Origin of the sequence: Curtobacterium sp. MCBA15_016 (assembly GCF_001865105.1) — a bacterium.
Taxonomy (GTDB): Bacteria; Actinomycetota; Actinomycetes; order Actinomycetales; family Microbacteriaceae; genus Curtobacterium.
The window spans coordinates 70,917-90,480 of record NZ_MJGR01000067.1 but is presented as its reverse complement, the minus strand read 5'-3'; the positions used below and the strand labels follow the sequence as shown (position 1 = coordinate 90,480).

Genomic DNA, 19,564 nt, shown 5'->3' with positions numbered 1-19,564 from the left:
CACGTGTCCGACGGAGCACGAGCATGTTGCGATCTGCGGCGATTTGCCTGTGAGACTGGACAGGATGACCCGAAGCGGAACAGGCTGACGCATGGCCACCACCAACACAGAGCGCCCGCAACAGGAGCAGCCAGAGCTCCGGCGGGTCATCGGTCCCAAACTCCTCCTGCTCTTCATCGTCGGGGACATCCTCGGCACGGGCGTCTACGCGCTCACGGGTCAGGTCGCGGCAGAGGTCGGCGGAGCAGCGTGGCTCCCCTTCCTCATCGCGTTCGCCGTGGCGCTGCTGACGGCGTTCTCGTACCTCGAGCTCGTCACGAAGTACCCGCAGACGGCCGGTGCGGCGCTGTACGTCCACAAGGCGTTCGGCATCCACTTCGTCACCTTCATCGTGACGTTCATCGTGATGTGCTCGGGCATCACCTCGGCATCGACGGCCTCACGGGCGTTCGCGGCGAACCTCGGCGCCGGCTTCGGGTTGGAGCTGCCGAACGCGGTCGTGATGCTCATCGCGATGGGCTTCATGCTCGCGGTGATGGCGATCAACTTCCGGGGCGTCAGCGAGAGCGTGAAGACGAACGTCGTCCTCACCCTGGTCGAGCTGTCCGGTCTCGTGATGGTGATCCTCATCGGCTTCTGGGCGATCGCCGGCGGCAACGCGGACTTCTCCCGCGTGGTCATGTTCGACACGCCGGAGGACAAGTCGCTCCTGCTCTCGGTGTCGACCGCCACGTCGCTGGCCTTCTTCGCCATGGTCGGGTTCGAGGACTCGGTGAACATGGCCGAGGAGACCAAGGACCCCTCTCGCATCTTCCCGAAGGTCATGCTCACGGGTCTCGGCATCACCGCCGTGATCTACGTGCTCGTGTCCATCTGCGCCGTGGCGGTCGTGCCGATCGGTGAGCTCGCCGGCAACGAGACGCCGCTCGTCACCGTCGTGCAGACCGCGGCCCCGGACTTCCCGATCGCCGACCTGCTGCCGTTCATCTCGATGTTCGCCGTGGCCAACACCGCGCTGATCAACATGATGATGGCGTCGCGACTGCTGTACGGCATGAGCAAGCAGGGCGTCCTGCCCGGCTTCCTCGGGAAGGTCTCGCCGGCCCGCCGCACCCCGTCCACCGCGATCGTCTTCACGACGCTCATCTCGCTGCTGCTGATCGGGTGGGTCTCGCTCGACCCCGACTCCCCCATCGTCGTCGTGCTCGGCGGCACCACCTCGCTCCTGCTGCTGTCGGTGTTCGCGGTCGTGAACGCGTCGGTGCTGGTGCTTCGCCGCGACAAGGTCGACCACAAGCACTTCCGGGCGGGTGTCATCGTGCCGATCATCGGTGTCGTCACCTGCCTGTGGCTCGTGCTGCCCTTCTCGTCCGGCCGCGACCCGCAGCAGTACCAGATCGCGGGCGCACTGCTCGCGCTCGGCATCCTGCTGTGGATCGTGACGTGGTTCACCCGCGGGCGGAAGCAGACCGAGAAGGCGCCCACCGGCCTCGTCACCGAACCGACGACGGTCCAGCGTCCGAACGAGCCGGCGCAGACGCACGACCACGACCACCGCGACGTCTGACCCACGGACGACCGAGCCGGTCCTGCGACACCCCCGATCGGGCGGGTGCGGTTCCCAGGCGGCGCACGTAGCCTCTTCGTGCTCCGCCTGACCCGCCCCGCTCGAGAGGACCCGCCATGCGCCGCGTCGGCATCACCCTCGCGTCGGTGTTCGGCGCGGGCGTCGTCGCGATCGGCATCGGCATCGTGGTGGTCATCGTCATCGCGGTGAACTCGCTGACGGGTGCCGCCAAGGGTGTCGTCGCGGACCCGACCCCGACCTGCCCGGACGTCGCGACGAGGACGATCGGCGGCATCGTCGTCCCCGCGGGCCCCGTCGGCGGGTTCTGTCAGGACCGCCTGGTCAACGCCGCGTACGTCATCAGCGCCGCACAGGCCATGGGCATCGGACCGCACACCCAGGCGGTCGGCGTGATGACCGCGATCGGGGAGTCGAGCCTGGTGAACCTCGACCACGGGGACGCCGCCGGACCCGACAGCCGCGGGCTCTTCCAGCAGCGGGACAACGGTGCCTGGGGCACGTACGAGCAGCGGATGGACCCGTACACCGCGGCGTCGATGTTCTACACGAAGCTCGTGAAGATCCCCGGGTGGAAGACCATGACCCCGACCCAGATGGCGCACGCCGTCCAGATCAACTCGGACCCCGACCACTACGCGAAGTTCTGGCCCGAGGCGAAGTCCGTCGTCGAGGGCCTCACCGGGGAGACCGTCCCCGACACCGCACCCCAGGGCGGACCAGCACGTCACGAGGCGAGCGGGAGCGGACCGTCGTCCACCGGCTCGACCGGCTCGACGTCGTCGAGCGACACGATCGCGACGCCGCCGGTGTGCACCGCCACCTGCGCACGGAGCCGGACGTGGTGCTCCTCGAACGCGCAGGCGCACGCGTCGACCCACTCCCAGTCGACCGGGAACAGCCGGGACTCCCCCGGGCGTTCCCAGACCAGCACGACCTCGGCCGCGCCGACCTGCACGAGGACGTCGCCCACCAGCGCGGCGAAGTCCTCGACGTGTTCGTCGGGTTGCCACGGCAGGTCGGAGATCGGCATGACGAACGACACCGGCACGGCCCGTTCGTCGAGGAAGAGCACCCAGCACTGCCGGGTGATCGGGCGTTCGACGAGCGCGGTCACGAGGTCCACCACGTCGTCGTCGGTGCGGGCAGGGGTGCGGATGAGGCGGTCGAGCATGTCGGTGTCTGGCATGCCCTCAGCGTCGCCTACACCACCGCACCGCACGGCGACCAGACGCCCATCTGTGGACGACCGCCGCGCGGGGCCGCCCTGTGGAGGAACGACCCTCAGATGCCGTGGGTGATCGCGCTGTCGACGAGCAGGATCGCGCCGAAGAACACCGCCACGACGGCCGCGATGCCGACGAGGGCGAACGGCCACGAGAGCCGCCGGCGAACCAGTCGCAGCACGCACACCACGAGCGCCGCGACGAGCACGAGGGCGACGAGCACCGGCCCGACGTAGACGACCGCACCGCCGAGGGTCTCGTCGCAGGAGTTGCCGGGAGCGCCGCACGAGCTGAACGCCAGCGACAGGAACACGATCCCGCCACCGGCGACCACCGACTCCGCTGCCAACAGCACCAGCAGCACGACCGTGGCGACCACGTCCGCGACGCGACGGCCGCCTGCCAGGGGGTGTCGCGCCTCCCGTCCGAAGGCCGCCGGACCGGACCCGAGCGGATCCGCGACCACGGGGGCTTCCATCACCCTCGCCGCCCGCGCGTGGACCAGAGGGCCCAGGCGATGAGGACCGGCTGACCGAACAGGCGGCCGATGCGCTTGACGTCCGTGTCGAGCCCGAAGGCGTCGCGACGGTTCAGCCACTGGGAGATGTTCCCGGGGAAGATCGCGGTGAAGAAGAGCGCCGCCACCGTGCCGACGAAGCGACGCGAGCGACGGGGTGCGAGCACGAGGGCGCTGCCGAGGCCGATCTCCGCGATGCCGGAGGCCAGGACCGTGGTGTCCTCGTCGAGCGGGACGAAGTCGGGCACCTGGGCGCGGAAGTCCTGCCGGGCGAAGGTGAGGTGGCTCGTGCCGGCGAAGACGAGCGCGAGGCCGAGCAGGACGCGGAGGAAGGATCGCATGCCTCCATCGTGCCCGTGCCGGACGTCCACCGCACACGCCGCACGGCGTGCCGGACGGCCACCGCCCCGCTAGGTTCGGACGCATGGGAACAGCCTCCCGCGACCACGAGCCACCCGCAGCACCCGCCGTCGTGGCCGCGCTGCTCGGTCCGATGGCGCTCTACATGGGGTTCATCGTCCCCGCGGCCTCGATGGGGCGGCACGTCGTGCTCGGTGCGGTGTTCGGCATCGTGTGCATCGCCAGCGGCTGGCGCGCCCTGTCGATCGCACGACGGAGCCAACGAGGCGTGCGGGTCTGGTCGTGGATCGGGATCGTCCTCGGCGTGCTCGGGCTCGTGATGCTCGTGTGGCAGTTGCTCGTCATCGTGACCGGGGGCGCCTTCCCCTCGCCGTTCTGGACGCCGTACGCCCACCGCTGACGCGGACCCTCACCACCCGAGCGTGCCCGGCGCACCCTTGAACGGTCCGACCACCCGCGAGGTGATCCACCCGCCGTAGAAGTCCCCCTCCTGCGCCTGGACCACCTCGCCGCCGACCTCGCACGAGTCCATCGCCGAGGGGTAGATCGCCACCCGGTCGCGCAGCTGCTCGTAGCCCGGCTCGGGCGTCGGGTAGTTCCACGCCGCCCGCGGAGCGACCACGTCCCCACCCACCACGTCGAAGTACCGCGCGCGCCCCTTGAACTCGCACATGCTCGACCCCTCGGCCGGCCGGAGCTCGAGGTCGGCCATCGGCACGTAGTACACCGGCGGGTGCGAGGTCTCGAGCACCCGCACCGCGTCCGTCGTGTCCACGACCACCTCGCCGCCGAGCCGCACGACCACGCGTTCGGGGACCGGCTCCACGGCGGGAGGCCTCGGGTAGTCCCACACGGACTCCTGGCCGGGGGCGGGCTCGGTACGGTTCGGTCGGCGCATGGGTCACGTCTACGCCGCCTCCCTGCCCGCGGGCCTGGAGGCGCGGCTCGCCCCCGCCCCGCCGGCCCGGCCCGCCCGTGGTCGCCCCGGGCGCGGGGCGCGGCGGACGCGCGGCGCCCGCAGGGTGCAGAGTGGGCGCGTGACGACGACGACACGCACCCTCTTCCGACGGAAGCCGATCGAGACGATCGACGACGAGACCGGTGGCGACGGCGGCCTGAAACGGCACCTCGGCCTCTGGCAGCTCACCGCGATCGGCATCGGCGGCATCATCGGCGCGGGCATCTTCACCCTCGCCGGCACGGTCGCGAACGGCGTCGCCGGCCCCGCGGTCCTCATCAGCTTCCTCGTCGCCGGTGTCGCGAGCGCCGCCGCTGCCCTGTCGTACGCCGAGTTCGCCGGCCTCATCCCGAAGGCCGGCAGCGCGTACACGTACGGCTACGCGGTCCTCGGCGAGATCGTCGGCTGGTTCATCGGCTGGGACCTGCTGCTCGAGTACACCGCGATCGTGGCGGTGGTCGCGATCGGGATCTCGGGCTACGTCGGGTTCCTCGTCGGCCAGTTCGGCATCGACCTGCCCGCCTGGATGCTCGGCGCACCGGGCACGGGCGACGGCCACGTGATCGACGTGTTCGCGATCATCCTGTGCCTGCTCACCGCATTCGTCCTCACCCGCGGCATCCGCAGCGCCGCACGGTTCGAGTTCGTCGCCGTCGGCATCAAGGTCGCCCTCGTCGTGCTCATCGTCGTGCTCGGCGTGTTCCACATCAACAGCGCGAACTACTCGCCGTACTTCCCGTTCGGCTTCGGCGGCGTGATGACGGGCGCCGCGACGGTGTTCTTCGCGGTGTTCGGCTACGACGCGATGTCCACCGCCGCCGAGGAGTCCACCGACGCCCGCAAGCACATGCCGAAGGCGATCCTGCTGTCGCTCGGCATCTCGATGGTCCTCTACGTCCTCGCGACCCTGGTGCTCACCGGGATGCAGAAGTACACCGACATCGACCCCGCCTCGGGCTTCTCGTCCGCGTTCGCCTCGGTCGGCCTCGGCGGCGTGGCGAACATCATCGCGATCGGCGCCATCGTCGGCATCATCACCGTGCTCGTGACCTTCATGCTCGGTGCGAGCCGCGTCTGGTTCTCGATGAGCCGCGACGGCCTCATGCCGAAGTGGTTCGCGAAGACCGACCCGAAGCGCCACGTGCCGACCCGCGTCACGTGGATCCTCGGCATCGCGTCGGCGATCCTGGCCGGCGTGCTCCCGATCGGGGTCGTGGCCGAGCTGACGAACATCGGCATCCTGCTCGCCTTCGTCGTCGTGTGCTCCGCCGTGATCGTGCTGCGCTACCGCCAGCCCGACCTCGACCGGCAGTTCCGGCTGCCGTTCATGCCGGTGATCCCGATCATCGGCGTCATCGCGTCGCTGTGGCTCGTGACGTTCCTGCAGTGGGAGACGTGGGTGCGCTTCGCGGTCTGGTTCGCGATCGGCCTCGGCGTGTACTTCGGCTACTCCCGTCGGCACAGCAAGCTGGCGACCGGCGAGGCGACGGGCAAGCCGATCGTCTGACCGGACGGGCTACGCGTCCCGGCGGTGCTTCCCCTTCGCCGCCGTCGGGTCGGCCATCGGGTGGTTGCGGAACCACCGCAGCAGCTCCCGGGAACGGCCGGAGTCGGCGCTCTGGTCGCCCGAGGTGAGGAAGTCACTGAAGCCCTCCGGCGTCGCGGCGCCCTCGACGTCACGGTCGTACGCCATCGACCACTCCGGGAAGCGCCGGGTGTGGATGGACTCCTCGGCGAGGAGCCGCACCTCGTCGTGACGCTCGTCCGCGAGGATCCGCTGGTACGTCGACAACACCTGCTCGTACGGTCCCTCGAGCAGCTGCATGAACCGCCCGTTGCGGTGCACGAGCAGCCCGGTCAGACCGTCGGCGGTGTTCCGGGCGCGGGCGTGGGCGAGCACCTCGTCGAGGGCGTCGTCGTCGAACGGCTCCGTGGCCGCGCTCATGTAGACGAGTGACTGCAGCATGCCGTCGATCCTGCCCGCTCCCGCGCGCCCGCGACTCCCCCAGAACGGGACGCCGGACGTCCTACGACCGGATCTCGCGCATGTTCTGGGCCTGCCACCCCTCGGGGATCGACGCGCGGAAGGCCTGCAGCGCCTCCTCGTAGGTCTGCCCGGTCGCCTCGTGCGGCCTCGTCTCCTTGGAACGGGCGATCGCACGCACGGTGGTCTCGCCGGTCGCCTTGCTCGTGACCGCGTTCACCTGCTGCAGCTCGAACCCGTGCAGGTCCAGGGCCTCGACCGCCGCCGTACGCGCCGCCTCGATGTTCTCGCCGCTGCCCTCGGCCTCCGTCGTCGCGGTCGAGCGCAGTTCTCCTCGCAGTGTCGTCACCCACCCAGTATCGCGGCCCCCGGACAGGGTCTGTCGCACGCGGGCGCCGCACGCCATCATCGGGAACGCCGATCCGGAGGAGTTCCATGCGCCGCACCACCCTCACCGCCGCACTCGTCGTCAGCGTCGCCGCCGTGGCGTCGTCCCTCGTCGGTGTCGCGCCGGCGCAGGCCGCCGGGATGCCCGCAGCGATGAAGGCGCAGTACGACCACCAGTACGGCACGTTCACCCCGTTCACGAAGTCGGGCAGCCGGAACGCCACGATCGTGCTCCCGCAGAACGCCCGCAGCGGGATCATCGTCGCGACGTTCACCCCGGCGGATGCCGAGCACACCGGGTTCGAGGTGCACGAGCTGAACAGCAAGGGCGGCCCGACCGGTTCGAACCCCATCGGCCAGGGCGGCAAGTACACCGGCCGTGTCGCCTACGGCACCGACTCGTGGCGGAAGCCCGCCGCGCTCAAGGTCGAGGCCAGGGGGCAGTGGACCCTGCGGTTCAGCCAGGTCTCGAGCGCCCCCGCCCTGACGACGTCGGGGCACGGCGACAACGTGATGCTCTACTGGGGCGCGACGGCCACCCGCCAGTTCCGGTGCACGACGACTCGTGTCGCGACGTGCATGCTCCGCGAAACCCTGCTCCGCAACGACTACGAGACCATCCCCGCCAGCGACAACGGCTCCGGCAAGGATCTCTCGAAGCGGATCACCCTGTCGAAGGGCCCGTCCGTCCTGCAGCTGAACGCCGGCAGCACCTGGTCGATCCGCTGACCCGGCGAGCGCCGGAGGTCGGTGGCACCTGGCACGATTGACCCGTGCCAGCCGCCCCGATGATCGACGCCGTCGACGTCATCCGTTTCGTCGGGCCGCAGGCGTTCGGCCGAGCGCGGGACCTCGTCCGGGCGGGCCTCGTCGACGACGTCGTCTGGCACGACGACGACGGCACCGTCACCGGCGCGGTGTCCGGCTCCGCCGACGACCCGTACGAACTCCGCATCGAGACCACCCCGGCCCGCGGCGAGTTCGTCCGTCCGGTCCGCAGCACCTGCACCTGCCCGCTCGGCGGCGACTGCAAGCACGTCGCCGCAGCCCTGCTCACCATCAACGCCCGTGCACTCGCCGCAGCCGCCGGCCCGAAGCCGGAACAGCCGGCTCCACCGCCCTCGGACTGGAGGCACGACCTCGCCCGCCTCGCCGGTGACGACGAGCAGGTGGCCGAGCCGCAGGGCACCCCCATGGGACTGCAGTTCGAGTTGCGTGACGCGGTCTCCGCCCGGCTCGCCTCGCGTGCGCGAGCCGCCGGGCGCGCGCTGCCGACGGCCTCGCGGTCGGTGCGACTCGGCGTCCGCCCGGTGACCCGCAGCGACGCCGGCAACTGGGTTCGGGGGCAGCTGACGTGGGGCACGCTCCCCTACTCGATGAACCGGCTCGGCCTCTCCCCCGAGCAGCACGCCTGGTTCGTCCAGTTCGCCGCGCTCCACCGCGCCGGGCAGCTCGCCGGGCTCCCGGGCGAGGCCGAATGGATCCACATCGACGACTTCGGCAGTCCGCTGCTCTGGCCGCTCCTCACGCAGGCACCGGCCCTCGGCATCGCGTTCGTCACCGGCAAGCGCGAGGGCGGTGCCGTGCTCGGTGCCGAGGCGCGTGTCCTCCTCGACGTCGCCCGGCAGGACGGCGGGCTCGTGATCGGTGCGAGCGCGGTCCTCGACGGCCGACCGGCGGCTCCCGGCACGGCCCGGACGATCGGCGACCACGGCGTCTACGTCTTCCGCGAGAGCCCCGAGTTCCACGTCGCGTTCGCCCCGACGGTCGCCCCCGTGCCGGAGGACCAGCGGCGCATGCTCGTCGACGGCGCACGGATCACCGTTCCGGAGCCCGAGGTCGCCGAGTTCCTCGCCGACTGGTCCCCACGACTCCGGGGTGCGCTCGGCCTCGTCAGCGCCGACGGCTCCGTCGAGCTGCCAGAGCGCACGCCGCCCGAACTCGTCCTGACGACGACGTTCGAACCGGCCCGGGCGCCCCGCACGGACGACCGCGTGCACCTGCAGTGGCGCTGGCACGTCGATGGGCGGAAGGACCCCGTCGCGCTGCACGGACCCCTCCCGGACCTCGCCGGGCTGCGCGCGGCCGACGACACGGGCGGCCCGACCGGACCCGGCGGCGGACTCGCGTGGTTCGAGGACGGCACGATCGACGGCGCCGACGTCGCGGTGTTCGCGAACGAGCTGTTGCCGGAGCTGCCCGCGCTCGGCGTCCGCACCGTCGTGCAGGGCGAACGCGTCGACTACGAACGGCTGACCGGTCGGCCGCACATCCGCGTGACGACCATGCCGTCGGACAAGCACGACTGGTTCGACCTCGGCATCTTCGTGTCGGTGAACGGCAAGCAGGTGCCGTTCACGCCGCTGCTCCGGGCGCTCGCGAAGCGGGACCGGCGGATGAAGCTCATCGACAACTCGTACCTGTCGTTGTCCGACCCCGCGTTCGACCGGCTGAAGGAGCTCATCGACGAGGCGCGCGACCTCGACGAGTGGGAGCCCGACCAGCCGATGACCGTGACGCCGCTGCAGGCCGGGCTGTGGTCCGAGTTCGACCAGCTGGCCGACGAGACCTCGCACGACGAGCGGTGGGAGGCGATCGCGGCGGGGCTGCTCGGGGCGACGCCGCCGGAGTCGGTGTCCGTGCCGGACTCGGTGCACGCCGAGCTCCGGCCGTACCAGCACACCGGGTACGCCTGGCTGTCGTTCCTGCTGTCGCACGGGGTCGGCGGGGTGCTCGCGGACGACATGGGTCTCGGCAAGACGCTGCAGGTCCTCACGACGATCGCCGCCGCGCGGGAGTCCTCGCCGGACGCGCCGCCGTTCCTCGTCGTCGCGCCGACCTCGGTCGTCGGCAACTGGGCGGCGGAGGCGACCCGGTTCACGCCGTCGCTGCGCGTCACCACGATCGGCGCGACGACGCTGAAGGACCCCGGGCTCGTCGCACGCGCGGCTGCCGCGTCGGACATCGTCGTGACGTCGTACGCGCTGCTCCGGCTCGACGCGCAGGCGTACACCGACCTGCCGTGGACGGCCCTCGTGCTCGACGAGGCGCAGTTCGTGAAGAACCCGCAGTCGCAGACGCACCGGGTGGCGGTCGACCTCCGCGCGCCGGTGAAGTTCGCGATCACGGGCACGCCGCTCGAGAACGGGCTGACGGACCTCTGGGCGCTGTTCCACATCGTCGCGCCCGGGCTGCTGTCGTCGTGGTCGCGGTTCGGGGACGACTACGTGAAGCCGCTCGGTTCGCCGGACCTCCGCGGCGCCGCCCGTCAGGAGCTCACCGCGCGGCTCCGACGGCGGATCCGGCCGCTCATGCTCCGGCGGACGAAGGAGAGCGTCGCCGCCGACCTCCCGCCGAAGCAGGAGCAGGTCGTCCGGGTGACGCTCGACCCCGCGCACCGGACCCTGTACGAGACGACGTTGAACCGGGAGCGGCTGAAGGTCCTCGACCTCATCGACGACCTCGCGAAGAACCGGATGATCGTGTTCCGATCGCTGACCCTGCTGCGGATGCTCGCGCTGTCACCGGCGCTGGTCGACGGTTCGCGAGAGGACCTGTCCTCCGCGAAGCTCGACCTGCTGCTCGACGAACTCGAACAGCTCGCCGCCGAGGGTCGCCGCGCCCTGGTGTTCAGCCAGTTCACCTCGTTCCTCCGCATGGTGGCCACCGCCCTCGACGACCGGGGCGTCGGCTACGAGTACCTCGACGGCTCGACGAGGCGCCGCCCCGAGGTCATCGACCGCTTCCGGAACGGCACCGCCCCGGCGTTCCTCATCTCGCTCAAGGCCGGTGGCTTCGGGCTGACCCTGACCGAGGCGGACACCGTGTTCGTGCTCGACCCGTGGTGGAACCCCGCCGCCGAGAACCAGGCGGTCGACCGGACGCACCGCATCGGCCAGACCCGGTCGGTGAACGTGCAGCGGTTCATCGCCGAGGACACCATCGAGGAGAAGGTCCTCGCGCTCGCGGCGAAGAAGGCCGAGCTGTTCGCGACGATGATCGACGACGACGCCCTCTTCGCCGAGGACCTCACGGCCGACGACATCCGCTCCCTGCTGGCCTGACGCGCGGGCGCGCCGTTGGGCGTACGGTGCGGAGCCCGTCAGCCCGAGTGCTCTCGCCCACTCCGTGCACGGTCGTAGGCGCCCACCGTGACCGGCCAATGGAACGCGCGGGGTGCGGGACGGGAGGCGCGGGTCGGGCCCGCACCGCGCCTCCAGTCCGCCGAAGGCGCGGCAGCAGGACGAGTGACGTCCCGCGGGACCACGGCGGTGCGTGGTCCCGCGGGACGTGGGTCGTGCCGAGGGTCAGCGGGCGAGGGCGTCGATCGCGGTGACCTCATCGGACGACAGCTCGATCCGGGCGCCGGCGGCGTTCGACCGGATGCGCTCGGGGTTCGACGACTTCGGGATGACGACGAACCCGTGCGCGACGTGCCAGGCAACGATGATCTGCGCACTGTCCGCGTCGTGTGCGTTCGCGATGTCGACGAGCGTCGGGTCGTGCAGGTTGCTCGCCTTGAAGGGGCTGTAGCCCTCGAGGACGACCCCGCGGGACGCGAGCCCGTCCGCCACGGCGCGGTCGAACTCGACGGGGCTCCACTTGATCTGGTTCACGGCCGGGGCAGTCCCCGTGGCAGAGGTGATCTCGTCGATCTGCGTGAGGGAGTAGTTGCTCACCCCGACCGCCTTCGTGAGGCCGTCCGACTGCGCCTGGACGACCTGCTCCCACACGTCCGGGCGTGCGTCGCCGTTCGGCGGCCAGTGCACGAGCCAGAGGTCGAGGTGGTCGAGGCCGAGCTGGTCGAGGCTCTCCTCGATGGTCTCCCGCACGCGGTCGGCGTTGTCCGGCGGCAGCTTGGTCGTCACGAAGACGTCGTCGCGGGCGAGTCCGGACTCGGCGACGGCCTTCCCGACGCCGCGCTGATTGCGGTACCCGGTGGCGGTGTCGATGTGGCGGTACCCGGCCGCCAGTGCTTCGCCGACGGCGGCGGGCGCCTCGGCGTCAGGGATCTGCCAGGTGCCGAAGCCGAGGAGCGGCATCGACCCACCGGTGACGGACACGGACGGGTTCGCGTAATCGGTCATGCACCCGTGTCTACGCCGTGCCCGCGGAACGGTTCAGAGCGAGGCGGTCCACTCGGCGACTGTGACGACCTCGGCCTGCCGCGGGAAGACCTTCTCGGTGAGGACACGGTGGACCTCCGCGTCGCCGTCGGCACACGCGTCCGAGAGGACCGTCAGCCCGAAGTCGAGGTCCGCCGCCTGGCGCAGCGTCGAGAGGACGACGCCGCTCGTGGCGATCCCGGCGAGCACGAGGTCGCGGACCTCGAGGCCGCGGAGCAGCACGTCGAGGTCCGACCCGGCGAAGGCACTGACGCGGAGCTTCGTCACGACGAGGTCGTCGTCCCCGACCCCGAACGCGCTGTGCACGTCGGTCGATCCGGGAGTCTGGGACCCGATGCGCTCCCGCATCCCGCCGAACATCTTGTTCGTGCGCGCGGCCTCGGGTGCGCCCGGCCGGAACGCCACGCGGACGAAGACCACGGGGATGCCGCGCTCCCGGGCGGCCGAGACCGCTGCCGTCGCCGCAGCCAGGGCCTCGTCCGTACCGAGTCGTTCGACGATGCTGTTCTGGTAGTCCATGACGAGGAGTGCGGTGCCCACCTCGTGGACGTTACTCCGGCTGGCCGGGCGGCCGACCCTCCGCCGGGGTCCGGGGCGATGTCCGACGTGTCCGGCATCATCGTCGGTGCACCGCACCACCGCACCACCAGGAGCTCCACCCACGCATGACGTCCCGCCGACGCCGCACCAGCACCAGCCTCACGTCCGTCCTCGTCGTCCTCGCACTCGCACTCGCCGTCTGCGGGTACGCCCTGCACACCGCGGGCATCATCGCGCCCGACGCCGACGCCGCACCGGCGACGACCAGCGCACCCACGGGGACCGACGCCCCCACCATCGAGACGGAACCGGGCGCGCCGGGGACGACCCGCGCCTCCCGAACCGACGCGCCGAGCGCGACGACCGCGCCGAGCGCGACCGACGCCGACGCCGACGCCGCAACAGCAGCCACCGCGCGGGCCGAACTCGCCGCCCTGCCGGTCAAGGGCAAGGCCCCCGCCACCGGGTACGACCGGGTCGGCGACTTCGGCACCGCGTGGCTCGACGTCGACCGGAACGGCTGCGACACGCGGAACGACGTGCTGGCGCGGGACCTGTCGGCGATCACCCGCCAGGGCCCCTGCCGGGTGCTCACCGGGACGCTCGTGTCGCCGTACACCGGGGCGACGATCGGCTTCGTGCGCGGCGAGACGACCTCCACCCTCGTGCAGATCGACCACGTCGTCGCGCTCGAGAACGCCTGGCGGACCGGGGCCCAGCAGCTCTCGCAGCGTGAGCGGGAGTCGCTCGCCAACGATCCGGCGAACCTGTTCGCGGTGGACCGGCACTCGAACGCGCAGAAGCGTTCCGGCGACGCCGCGACCTGGCTGCCGGCGGACAAGTCGTTCCGGTGCACGTACATCGAGCACCAGGTGGCGGTGAAGACGAAGTACCGCCTGTGGGTGGCCCCGGCCGAGCACGATGCGATGGAGCGGATCCTGCGGACCTGCTGAGCACGGCCGCAAGACAACAGGTGTAGCCTATCTCCCGTCGATGCGAATGCATCGTTCGGACTCGCTGCTCCACCGCGGACCCCGAGCCCTTCACCGTCGAAGACCTCAGGAGGCCTCCCCATGACCGCAACCAGCTCCCCCACGACCCGCTTCACCGACCGCGTCGTCCTCATCACCGGCGGCGGCTCCGGCCTCGGCCGTGCGACCGCCGTCCGCCTCGCCGCCGAGGGCGCGAAGCTCTCCCTCGTCGACGTCTCTGCCGAGGGACTCGAGGCCTCGAAGGCCGCCGTGCTCGAGACCGCCCCCGACGCCGAGGTCCTCACCACCGTCGCCGACGTCTCGGACGAGGCCCAGGTCGAGGCCTACGTCACCGCCACCACCGAGCGCTTCGGCCGCATCGACGGCTTCTTCAACAACGCCGGCATCGAGGGCAAGCAGAACCCGACCGAGTCGTTCACCGCCGCCGAGTTCGACAAGGTCGTCTCGATCAACCTGCGCGGTGTGTTCCTCGGCCTCGAGAAGGTCCTGAAGACCATGCGCGAGCAGGGTTCCGGCATGGTCGTCAACACGGCGAGCGTCGGCGGCATCCGCGGCATCGGCAACCAGTCCGGCTACGCCGCCGCCAAGCACGGTGTCGTCGGTCTCACCCGCAACTCCGCCGTCGAGTACGGCCGCTACGGCATCCGCATCAACGCCATCGCCCCCGGTGCCATCTGGACGCCGATGGTCGAGAACTCGATGAAGCAGCTCGACCCGGAGAACCCCCGCAAGGCCGCCGAGGAGTTCATCCAGGTCAACCCCTCCAAGCGCTACGGCGAGGCGCCCGAGATCGCCGCGGTCGTCGCCTTCCTGCTGTCCGACGACGCCTCGTACGTCAACGCCACGGTCGTCCCGATCGACGGCGGGCAGTCCGCCGCGTACTGAGTCACGCAGCCCGGCGCGCGGCCACCTCGACGTGCGCTGGGCATCGGCCTGGAGGCGCGGCGCACCCCCGCCCCGCGTGGCAGGCTGCGGACATGGCTGAGCAACTCACGGTCCCGCAGGCGTTCGCGCTCCTCCAGATCGAGTCCGACGGGCGGAAGTCCACGGACGTGCAGACCCTTGACGCCGGGCTCGCCGGCGCCGTCCTCGCGGACCTCGCCCTGCGCGGCGTCGTCTCGCTGCAGGACGGCTTCGTCACCGTCGTGAACGGTGCTGCCACCGGCGACCCGGTCCTCGACGGGGTCGTCGGCACCATCGCGGCCGCCGACAAGCCCCGCAAGGCGAAGTGGTGGATCACCCGCATCGGCAAGCGACCGCTGCGGGACGACGTGTTCGCCGGACTCATCGCACGCGGCCTCATCACGCTCGAACAGGGGAAGACGCTCGGCATCTTCCCCACCACGAAGTACCCGGAGCGCGACGGTGGCCCCGAAGCGCTCCTCCGCGCCGGCATCGGCGACGTCCTCGCCGGGCGCGCCGAACCCACGCCGTTCGCCGCCGCCGTCATCGGCCTGCTCGACGCGACCACCACGCTCCGCAAGCAGTTCGGCAAGGTCGACCGGGCGCTCGTGAAGGAGGTCACCTCGGGCGGCTGGGCCAGCCCCGCGGTCAAGGCCGTGCTCGAGGACATCCAGACGGCGGCGATCATGGCGACGGTGGCGGCGAGCACCGCGGCGACGACGGCGACGATCTCCTCGAGCTGAGCCCGACCGCCGACGTCGGCGCCGCGGGAGCAGGTTTTGTTCCGGGTCCGTGACCGTTCCGGTTCGCGATCCCCGGCTTCTCCGAACCAGAACGGTCAACCAGCGGGCGCGGTCCCCGGTCGCCGTGCTGCAACGTCGTGACGACCCCGTCGGCCGTGACAGCATGGTCGACGACCCCAGGAGGGAACCGCATGAGCACCAACGACCAGACCGGATCCGCCTTCGGCCGTGGCGTCGACAAGACCCCACCGACCGCCGCCGCCGAACTCCGGCGGCGCATGGCGACCTCGCCCGCCGGCTTCCTCCGCAGCGCCGCCTGGGTGCCGTGGCGACCCGCGGACGCTCCCGACGGCGGAAGCGTCGCGCACGTGGTCATCCGCGAGAAGCCGTTCGTCCCGGTGTTCACCGACCCCGCCGAACTCGCCGCCGGCCTGCCCGACACCGAGGGCCGTCCGGTGTCGATGTCCGAGCTCGTGACGGCGCTGCCGGAGGAGTTCGGCATCGTCGTCGACCCCACGAGTGCCGCCGAGGCGAACTTCCTGCACGCCGACGTCCTCGCGGGCATGCGCGCGCAGATGCAGAGCGGTGTCCACCTCGACGAGGACCCCGACCAGGGCTGACCCCGTCGCCTAGCGGCTGCTCGGACCGGGCTCGACGAGCTCGATGAACCGGGACAGCAGCGACAGCCCGGCGATCGAGGGCGGCAAGCCCGTCGCCAGCGCCGGCGAGTACACGAGGTACGCCGCCCACTTCGCCCGCGACAGCGCCACGTTCAACCGGTTCGGTATGAGCAGGAAGTCGAGCCCGCGCGGGATGTCGGCGGCGCTCGACGCCGCGAGCGACACGATCGACACGACGGCCTCGCGCCCCTGGAACAGGTCCACGGTGCCGACCTGCGTCCCCCGCAGTCCTGCACGGTCGAGGGCGTCACGGATCACCGCACCCTGGGCGTTGTACGGCGCGACGACGATCACGTCCTCGTCCGTCAGCACGCGTTCGGTGTCACCGTCCACCCACCGCCGACCGACGACGTCCTGCGCGAGGGCGACGACCCGAGCCGCTTCCTCCACCGAGGACGTGGTGTTCCCGGCGTGCACGATCGGCTCCGGGTGGACGCCCGCGTCGATGCCGTCGAGGTGTCGCCCGGACACCATCGACGCGAGCTGCCCGTCGTACGACAGCGCCGACACCGACGCCGTGAGTGCCGGCTCCATCCGCCGGGTCCGCGCCAGGAAGTACCCGAACGCGTCCGGCAGCACGTGCTGGCCGTCGGCGAGCCAGCCGAGGGCCGACTCGTCGACGGGCTCCGGGTGGGACCCCTGCGACACCTGCGGCAGCTGCTGCGGGTCCCCGAGGAGGAGCAGGCGCGTCGCCGCGATCGAGGACGCGATCGTCGGCGCGAGGGAGAACTGCCCGGCCTCGTCCACCACGAGCAGGTCGAGGGAGCGGCGCGGGATCGTGCCCTCGTTCGCGAAGGTCCACGCGGTCCCGCCGACGACCCCGCCCCTGCCGGTCTCGGCGCAGGACGACAGGAACGCAGCCACGGCGGCGTTGTTCTTCACGGGCGTCCACGGTGCCGACTCGACGTCGTCCGGGTCCGCTCCCGCCCGGGGCACCTTCACCACGCGGTCGGCGGGCACCCCGGCCTGCACGACCGACGACAGGAAGTTCTCCGAGGTCGCGTGCGACTGCCCGACGACCCCGACGCGCCAGCCGTACTCGCGCACCAGCCGCGCGACGACGTTCGACCCGACGTACGTCTTGCCCGTCCCCGGAGGGCCTTGGATCGCCAAGTACGACCGGTCGAGGCCGAGCAGCGTCGCGACCACGGCCGACACCGTGTCGTCCCCCTGCACGGGGACGATCGGCCCCCGCGGCGGGACCCGCCGGAGGAGGTCGAGCGCCGGATCGGGCAGCATCGCGGGCAGGGCGTCGAGGACCGCCTGTCCCCACTCCGCGATCGCCTCGGGCTGGGGCTTCGCCCGCGGTGGTGCCGCCGGCGCGAGGGCGACCGGGAAGTCCTCGTGCGGAGAGCCGCCGACCGGCAGGCTCTCCTTCACGAGCACCTCGAAGCCGTCACCGTCCTCGAACGCGTCCAGCACGACGGCGCGGGCCGAAGCGCCCTTCGAACCCGGCGCCGGAGCGGCGATCGACGGCGGGAGCGGGTCGTCGTAGACGAGGTGGGGCGTGCCTCCTGGACGGAGCCGCGAACCGGGCGCGAGCGTCCCCGACAACCGGATCTCTCGGGACTGCGACCGGGCACGCGGCAGCGTGTCCCAGTCGCGCTCGACCGACGCCCGCTCGACGACCAGCACGTCGCGGGTGTCCGCCCACTCGTCGACCGGGTTCCGCAAGCGGTCGAAGTGGTCCTGCCAGAAGGTCTTCGCCTCGCGCCGGTGGTAGTCGATCGCGGCTGCGGCGAGCGCCAACGCCGTCTGGTCGGGCGTCCGGTCGAGGGCGTCGACCCCGTCGAGCTGCGCGGCGAGCGCCGTGTACACGGGGTTCGGTTCGCGGTCGACCGGGATCGGCGGGAGCAGTTCGTCCGGCTCGGCAGCGACGGGCGCGGACGAGGACGCGCGCGCTGTCGCTCGGAGCGACAGGAGCCAGTCGCGCAGACGGAGGGTCGACCGGCAGTCGTAAGCGTTGTAGTCGGCGACCTCGTCGAGCATGTGCTGCCCGGCGGTGGCGTCACCGTTCCGGAGCTCCTCGATCGCGTCGACGTACGCGGTGATGCTGTCCGCCGCGTTCGTCACATCGCTGAGCCGCAGGTCCGAACCCATGTAGAGCGGCTCGAGCTTCTTGATGGAGTAGCTGCGGCTGCCGACCACGAGCGCCTTGCGAACGATCGGGTACAGGTCGACGAGGACCCCGGCGCGGAGCAGGTCGTCGACGGCTTCCTCCCCGACGCCGTGCCGGGCGGCGAGGGACAGCAGGTGCGTCCGCTCGTACGCCGCGTAGTGGTAGATGTGCATCCCCGGGTACTGCTGCCGCCGAGCCTCGACGAAGGCGAGGAAGTCCAGCAGCGCCTGGCGCTCGTCGCGGATCGTGTGCGCCCAGAACGCCGTGAAGCGTGCCTCGGGGTCGACGAGCCCGAACAAGTAGTCGAGTCCCCAGTGGACGCCGTCCTCGGTGTGGAGCGGGTCTCCCTCGAAGTCGAAGAACACGTCGCCCGGGTCTTGCGTCGGGATCGCGTCGAGCGCTCGGGCGTCGAGCACCTCGAAGAGTGGCTTGGTCGGCCCGGTCGCCTGGGCACCGTCGGCTGCGGTCCGCGCGTGCTCGGTGTCGACCTGGAGGCGCGCCTGACGCACCAGCCGCGCTTGCGTCCCGCGCGGGAGACCGGGCACGGCCGTGGTCCGGTCCGCCAGCTCGTCGATCGTCCGCACCCCCTGCCGGATGAGCTTCGTCCGCTGGTCGAGGCGCATGCCCGCGACGAGGACCAGGTCACGGTGCTCGGCGACCTGTGTCGTGCACACGTCGCATCGGCCGCACGACGAGTACCGCGGGTCGGCCCACTGCAGCGGCTCGGTCTCGGCCAGGCGCTCGGCGATCACCCGCTGCAGCTCGGCGCGCTGCGTCCGGTACACGGGTGCGATGTCGGCGAGGTCGTGCGTGGTGGTCGTCCGGTCGCCGAGCACGAGGTGGACCTGCTCGCCGGTGGGGATGCCGTGCGCCTGCATCTGCTCGGCGTACGCGGCCAGCTGCAGCAGCGCGCTGATCTTGGCGTGGCGGGCGAGCTTGGTGTCGTACACCTCGTACTGGCCGCGCTCGTTCCGCATGATGAAGTCCGCGAAGCCGATGAAGCCCGGCGCCCCTGCCGTCGGCGACGCGAAGAAGGTCGGTTGGTAGAGGACGTCCGCGCCGGTGCGCATCGCGTCCAGCGCGGCCGCCGCTGCCGACGGGTACTCGGCCGGCGCCGGTCGGTCGAACTCGACGACGTCCCGCGTGTCCTTCAGGATGGCGAGGTAGTCGAGCTCGTGCTGGTCCCCCAGGCGTGCGGTGCGCTCGAGCATGTCGTCGTGCGACTCGGGCAGCGGCTCGCCCCGGCCGAGCTTGACGTCCATGCGCCGGAGGAACGCCCACTCGCAGGCCGCCCACGTCGAGAGGTCGCTCGGGCTGAGCAGGACCTGCCCGTCGCCGCCGATCTGCATGCGTCTCCCCCGTCTCCTCGGTGCCCTGCGAGCCTAGGCCCGCCCGCCGACACCACCATGCAGAAGTGAAATATGCATTGCGACATTCTGGTACT

At 71.4% G+C, this 19,564-nt stretch carries 18 protein-coding genes; 9 read left to right on the top strand and 9 right to left on the bottom strand.

The features are described from left to right. Positions 1-91 precede the first annotated feature (91 nt). Entirely contained in the window at positions 92-1,567 is a 1,476-nt protein-coding gene (locus BIV03_RS17985; RefSeq protein ID WP_071296664.1) for an APC family permease, read from the top strand. Positions 1,568-2,312: 745 nt separating this feature from the next. On the opposite strand, the gene BIV03_RS17975 is transcribed toward BIV03_RS17985, so the two are convergent. The 3 genes from BIV03_RS17975 to BIV03_RS17965 form a co-directional block, all read right to left on the bottom strand. Continuing rightward, positions 2,313-2,774: a hypothetical protein gene (locus BIV03_RS17975; RefSeq protein WP_071296662.1), complete on the bottom strand. Its 462-nt coding sequence runs from the start codon at positions 2,772-2,774 to the stop codon at positions 2,313-2,315. A 95-nt stretch (positions 2,775-2,869) separates the two neighbouring features. After that, positions 2,870-3,190 (bottom strand): hypothetical protein, encoded by a 321-nt coding sequence (locus BIV03_RS19975; protein ID WP_139219841.1) that lies wholly within the window; start codon positions 3,188-3,190, stop codon positions 2,870-2,872. Positions 3,191-3,288: 98 nt separating this feature from the next. Beyond that, positions 3,289-3,669 (bottom strand): hypothetical protein, encoded by a 381-nt coding sequence (locus tag BIV03_RS17965; RefSeq protein WP_070418584.1) that lies wholly within the window; start codon positions 3,667-3,669, stop codon positions 3,289-3,291. Between the two features lie 83 nt (positions 3,670-3,752). Here BIV03_RS17965 and BIV03_RS17960 point away from each other — a divergent pair, with 83 nt between their 5' ends. Continuing rightward, on the top strand, positions 3,753-4,088 hold the full coding sequence (locus tag BIV03_RS17960; protein ID WP_139202083.1) for a hypothetical protein: 336 nt from the start codon (positions 3,753-3,755) through the stop codon (positions 4,086-4,088). A gap of 9 nt (positions 4,089-4,097) precedes the next feature. Here BIV03_RS17960 and BIV03_RS17955 read toward each other — a convergent pair whose 3' ends face one another. After that, on the bottom strand, positions 4,098-4,586 hold the full coding sequence (locus BIV03_RS17955) for a DUF427 domain-containing protein (RefSeq protein ID WP_071296660.1): 489 nt from the start codon (positions 4,584-4,586) through the stop codon (positions 4,098-4,100). Between the two features lie 139 nt (positions 4,587-4,725). On the opposite strand from BIV03_RS17955, the gene BIV03_RS17950 reads away from it, so the two are divergent. Continuing rightward, the gene (locus tag BIV03_RS17950) at positions 4,726-6,153 is read left to right on the top strand and encodes an amino acid permease (RefSeq protein ID WP_070418581.1); all 1,428 of its coding nucleotides are present in this window, start codon (positions 4,726-4,728) and stop codon (positions 6,151-6,153) included. A gap of 9 nt (positions 6,154-6,162) precedes the next feature. On the opposite strand, the gene BIV03_RS17945 is transcribed toward BIV03_RS17950, so the two are convergent. Next, positions 6,163-6,612: a BLUF domain-containing protein gene (locus tag BIV03_RS17945; protein ID WP_070418580.1), complete on the bottom strand. Its 450-nt coding sequence runs from the start codon at positions 6,610-6,612 to the stop codon at positions 6,163-6,165. Between the two features lie 61 nt (positions 6,613-6,673). Next, complete coding sequence (locus tag BIV03_RS17940; protein WP_070418579.1) at positions 6,674-6,979, bottom strand: hypothetical protein; 306 nt, start codon at positions 6,977-6,979, stop codon at positions 6,674-6,676. 86 nt (positions 6,980-7,065) lie between these two features. On the opposite strand from BIV03_RS17940, the gene BIV03_RS17935 reads away from it, so the two are divergent. Beyond that, entirely contained in the window at positions 7,066-7,746 is a 681-nt protein-coding gene (locus BIV03_RS17935) for a hypothetical protein (protein WP_071296659.1), read from the top strand. A gap of 44 nt (positions 7,747-7,790) precedes the next feature. Further along, the gene (locus BIV03_RS17930) at positions 7,791-11,081 is read left to right on the top strand and encodes a DEAD/DEAH box helicase (protein ID WP_139202082.1); all 3,291 of its coding nucleotides are present in this window, start codon (positions 7,791-7,793) and stop codon (positions 11,079-11,081) included. Between the two features lie 243 nt (positions 11,082-11,324). Here the strand turns inward: BIV03_RS17930 and BIV03_RS17925 are convergent, their stop codons facing one another. Both BIV03_RS17925 and BIV03_RS17920 read right to left on the bottom strand, forming a co-directional pair. Continuing rightward, complete coding sequence (locus BIV03_RS17925; RefSeq protein WP_071296657.1) at positions 11,325-12,104, bottom strand: aldo/keto reductase; 780 nt, start codon at positions 12,102-12,104, stop codon at positions 11,325-11,327. Positions 12,105-12,137: 33 nt separating this feature from the next. Further along, the gene (locus BIV03_RS17920; protein ID WP_071296656.1) at positions 12,138-12,683 is read right to left on the bottom strand and encodes a cysteine hydrolase family protein; all 546 of its coding nucleotides are present in this window, start codon (positions 12,681-12,683) and stop codon (positions 12,138-12,140) included. A gap of 125 nt (positions 12,684-12,808) precedes the next feature. Between BIV03_RS17920 and BIV03_RS17915 the strand changes: the two genes are divergently transcribed. The 4 genes from BIV03_RS17915 (at position 12,809) to BIV03_RS17900 (ending at position 15,941) form a co-directional block, all read left to right on the top strand. Next, entirely contained in the window at positions 12,809-13,636 is an 828-nt protein-coding gene (locus BIV03_RS17915; RefSeq protein WP_071296655.1) for an HNH endonuclease family protein, read from the top strand. A gap of 120 nt (positions 13,637-13,756) precedes the next feature. Beyond that, a complete protein-coding gene (locus BIV03_RS17910) occupies positions 13,757-14,560 on the top strand; it encodes an SDR family oxidoreductase (protein ID WP_071296654.1) in 804 nt (267 codons plus the stop codon). Positions 14,561-14,652: 92 nt separating this feature from the next. After that, entirely contained in the window at positions 14,653-15,321 is a 669-nt protein-coding gene (locus BIV03_RS17905; protein ID WP_071296653.1) for a GPP34 family phosphoprotein, read from the top strand. A gap of 191 nt (positions 15,322-15,512) precedes the next feature. Then, positions 15,513-15,941 (top strand): SseB family protein, encoded by a 429-nt coding sequence (locus tag BIV03_RS17900; protein ID WP_071296652.1) that lies wholly within the window; start codon positions 15,513-15,515, stop codon positions 15,939-15,941. A 9-nt stretch (positions 15,942-15,950) separates the two neighbouring features. Here the strand turns inward: BIV03_RS17900 and BIV03_RS17895 are convergent, their stop codons facing one another. Further along, positions 15,951-19,469, bottom strand: a complete 3,519-nt coding sequence (locus BIV03_RS17895; RefSeq protein WP_071296651.1) for a TM0106 family RecB-like putative nuclease — start codon at positions 19,467-19,469, stop codon at positions 15,951-15,953. Positions 19,470-19,564: the final 95 nt, after the last annotated feature.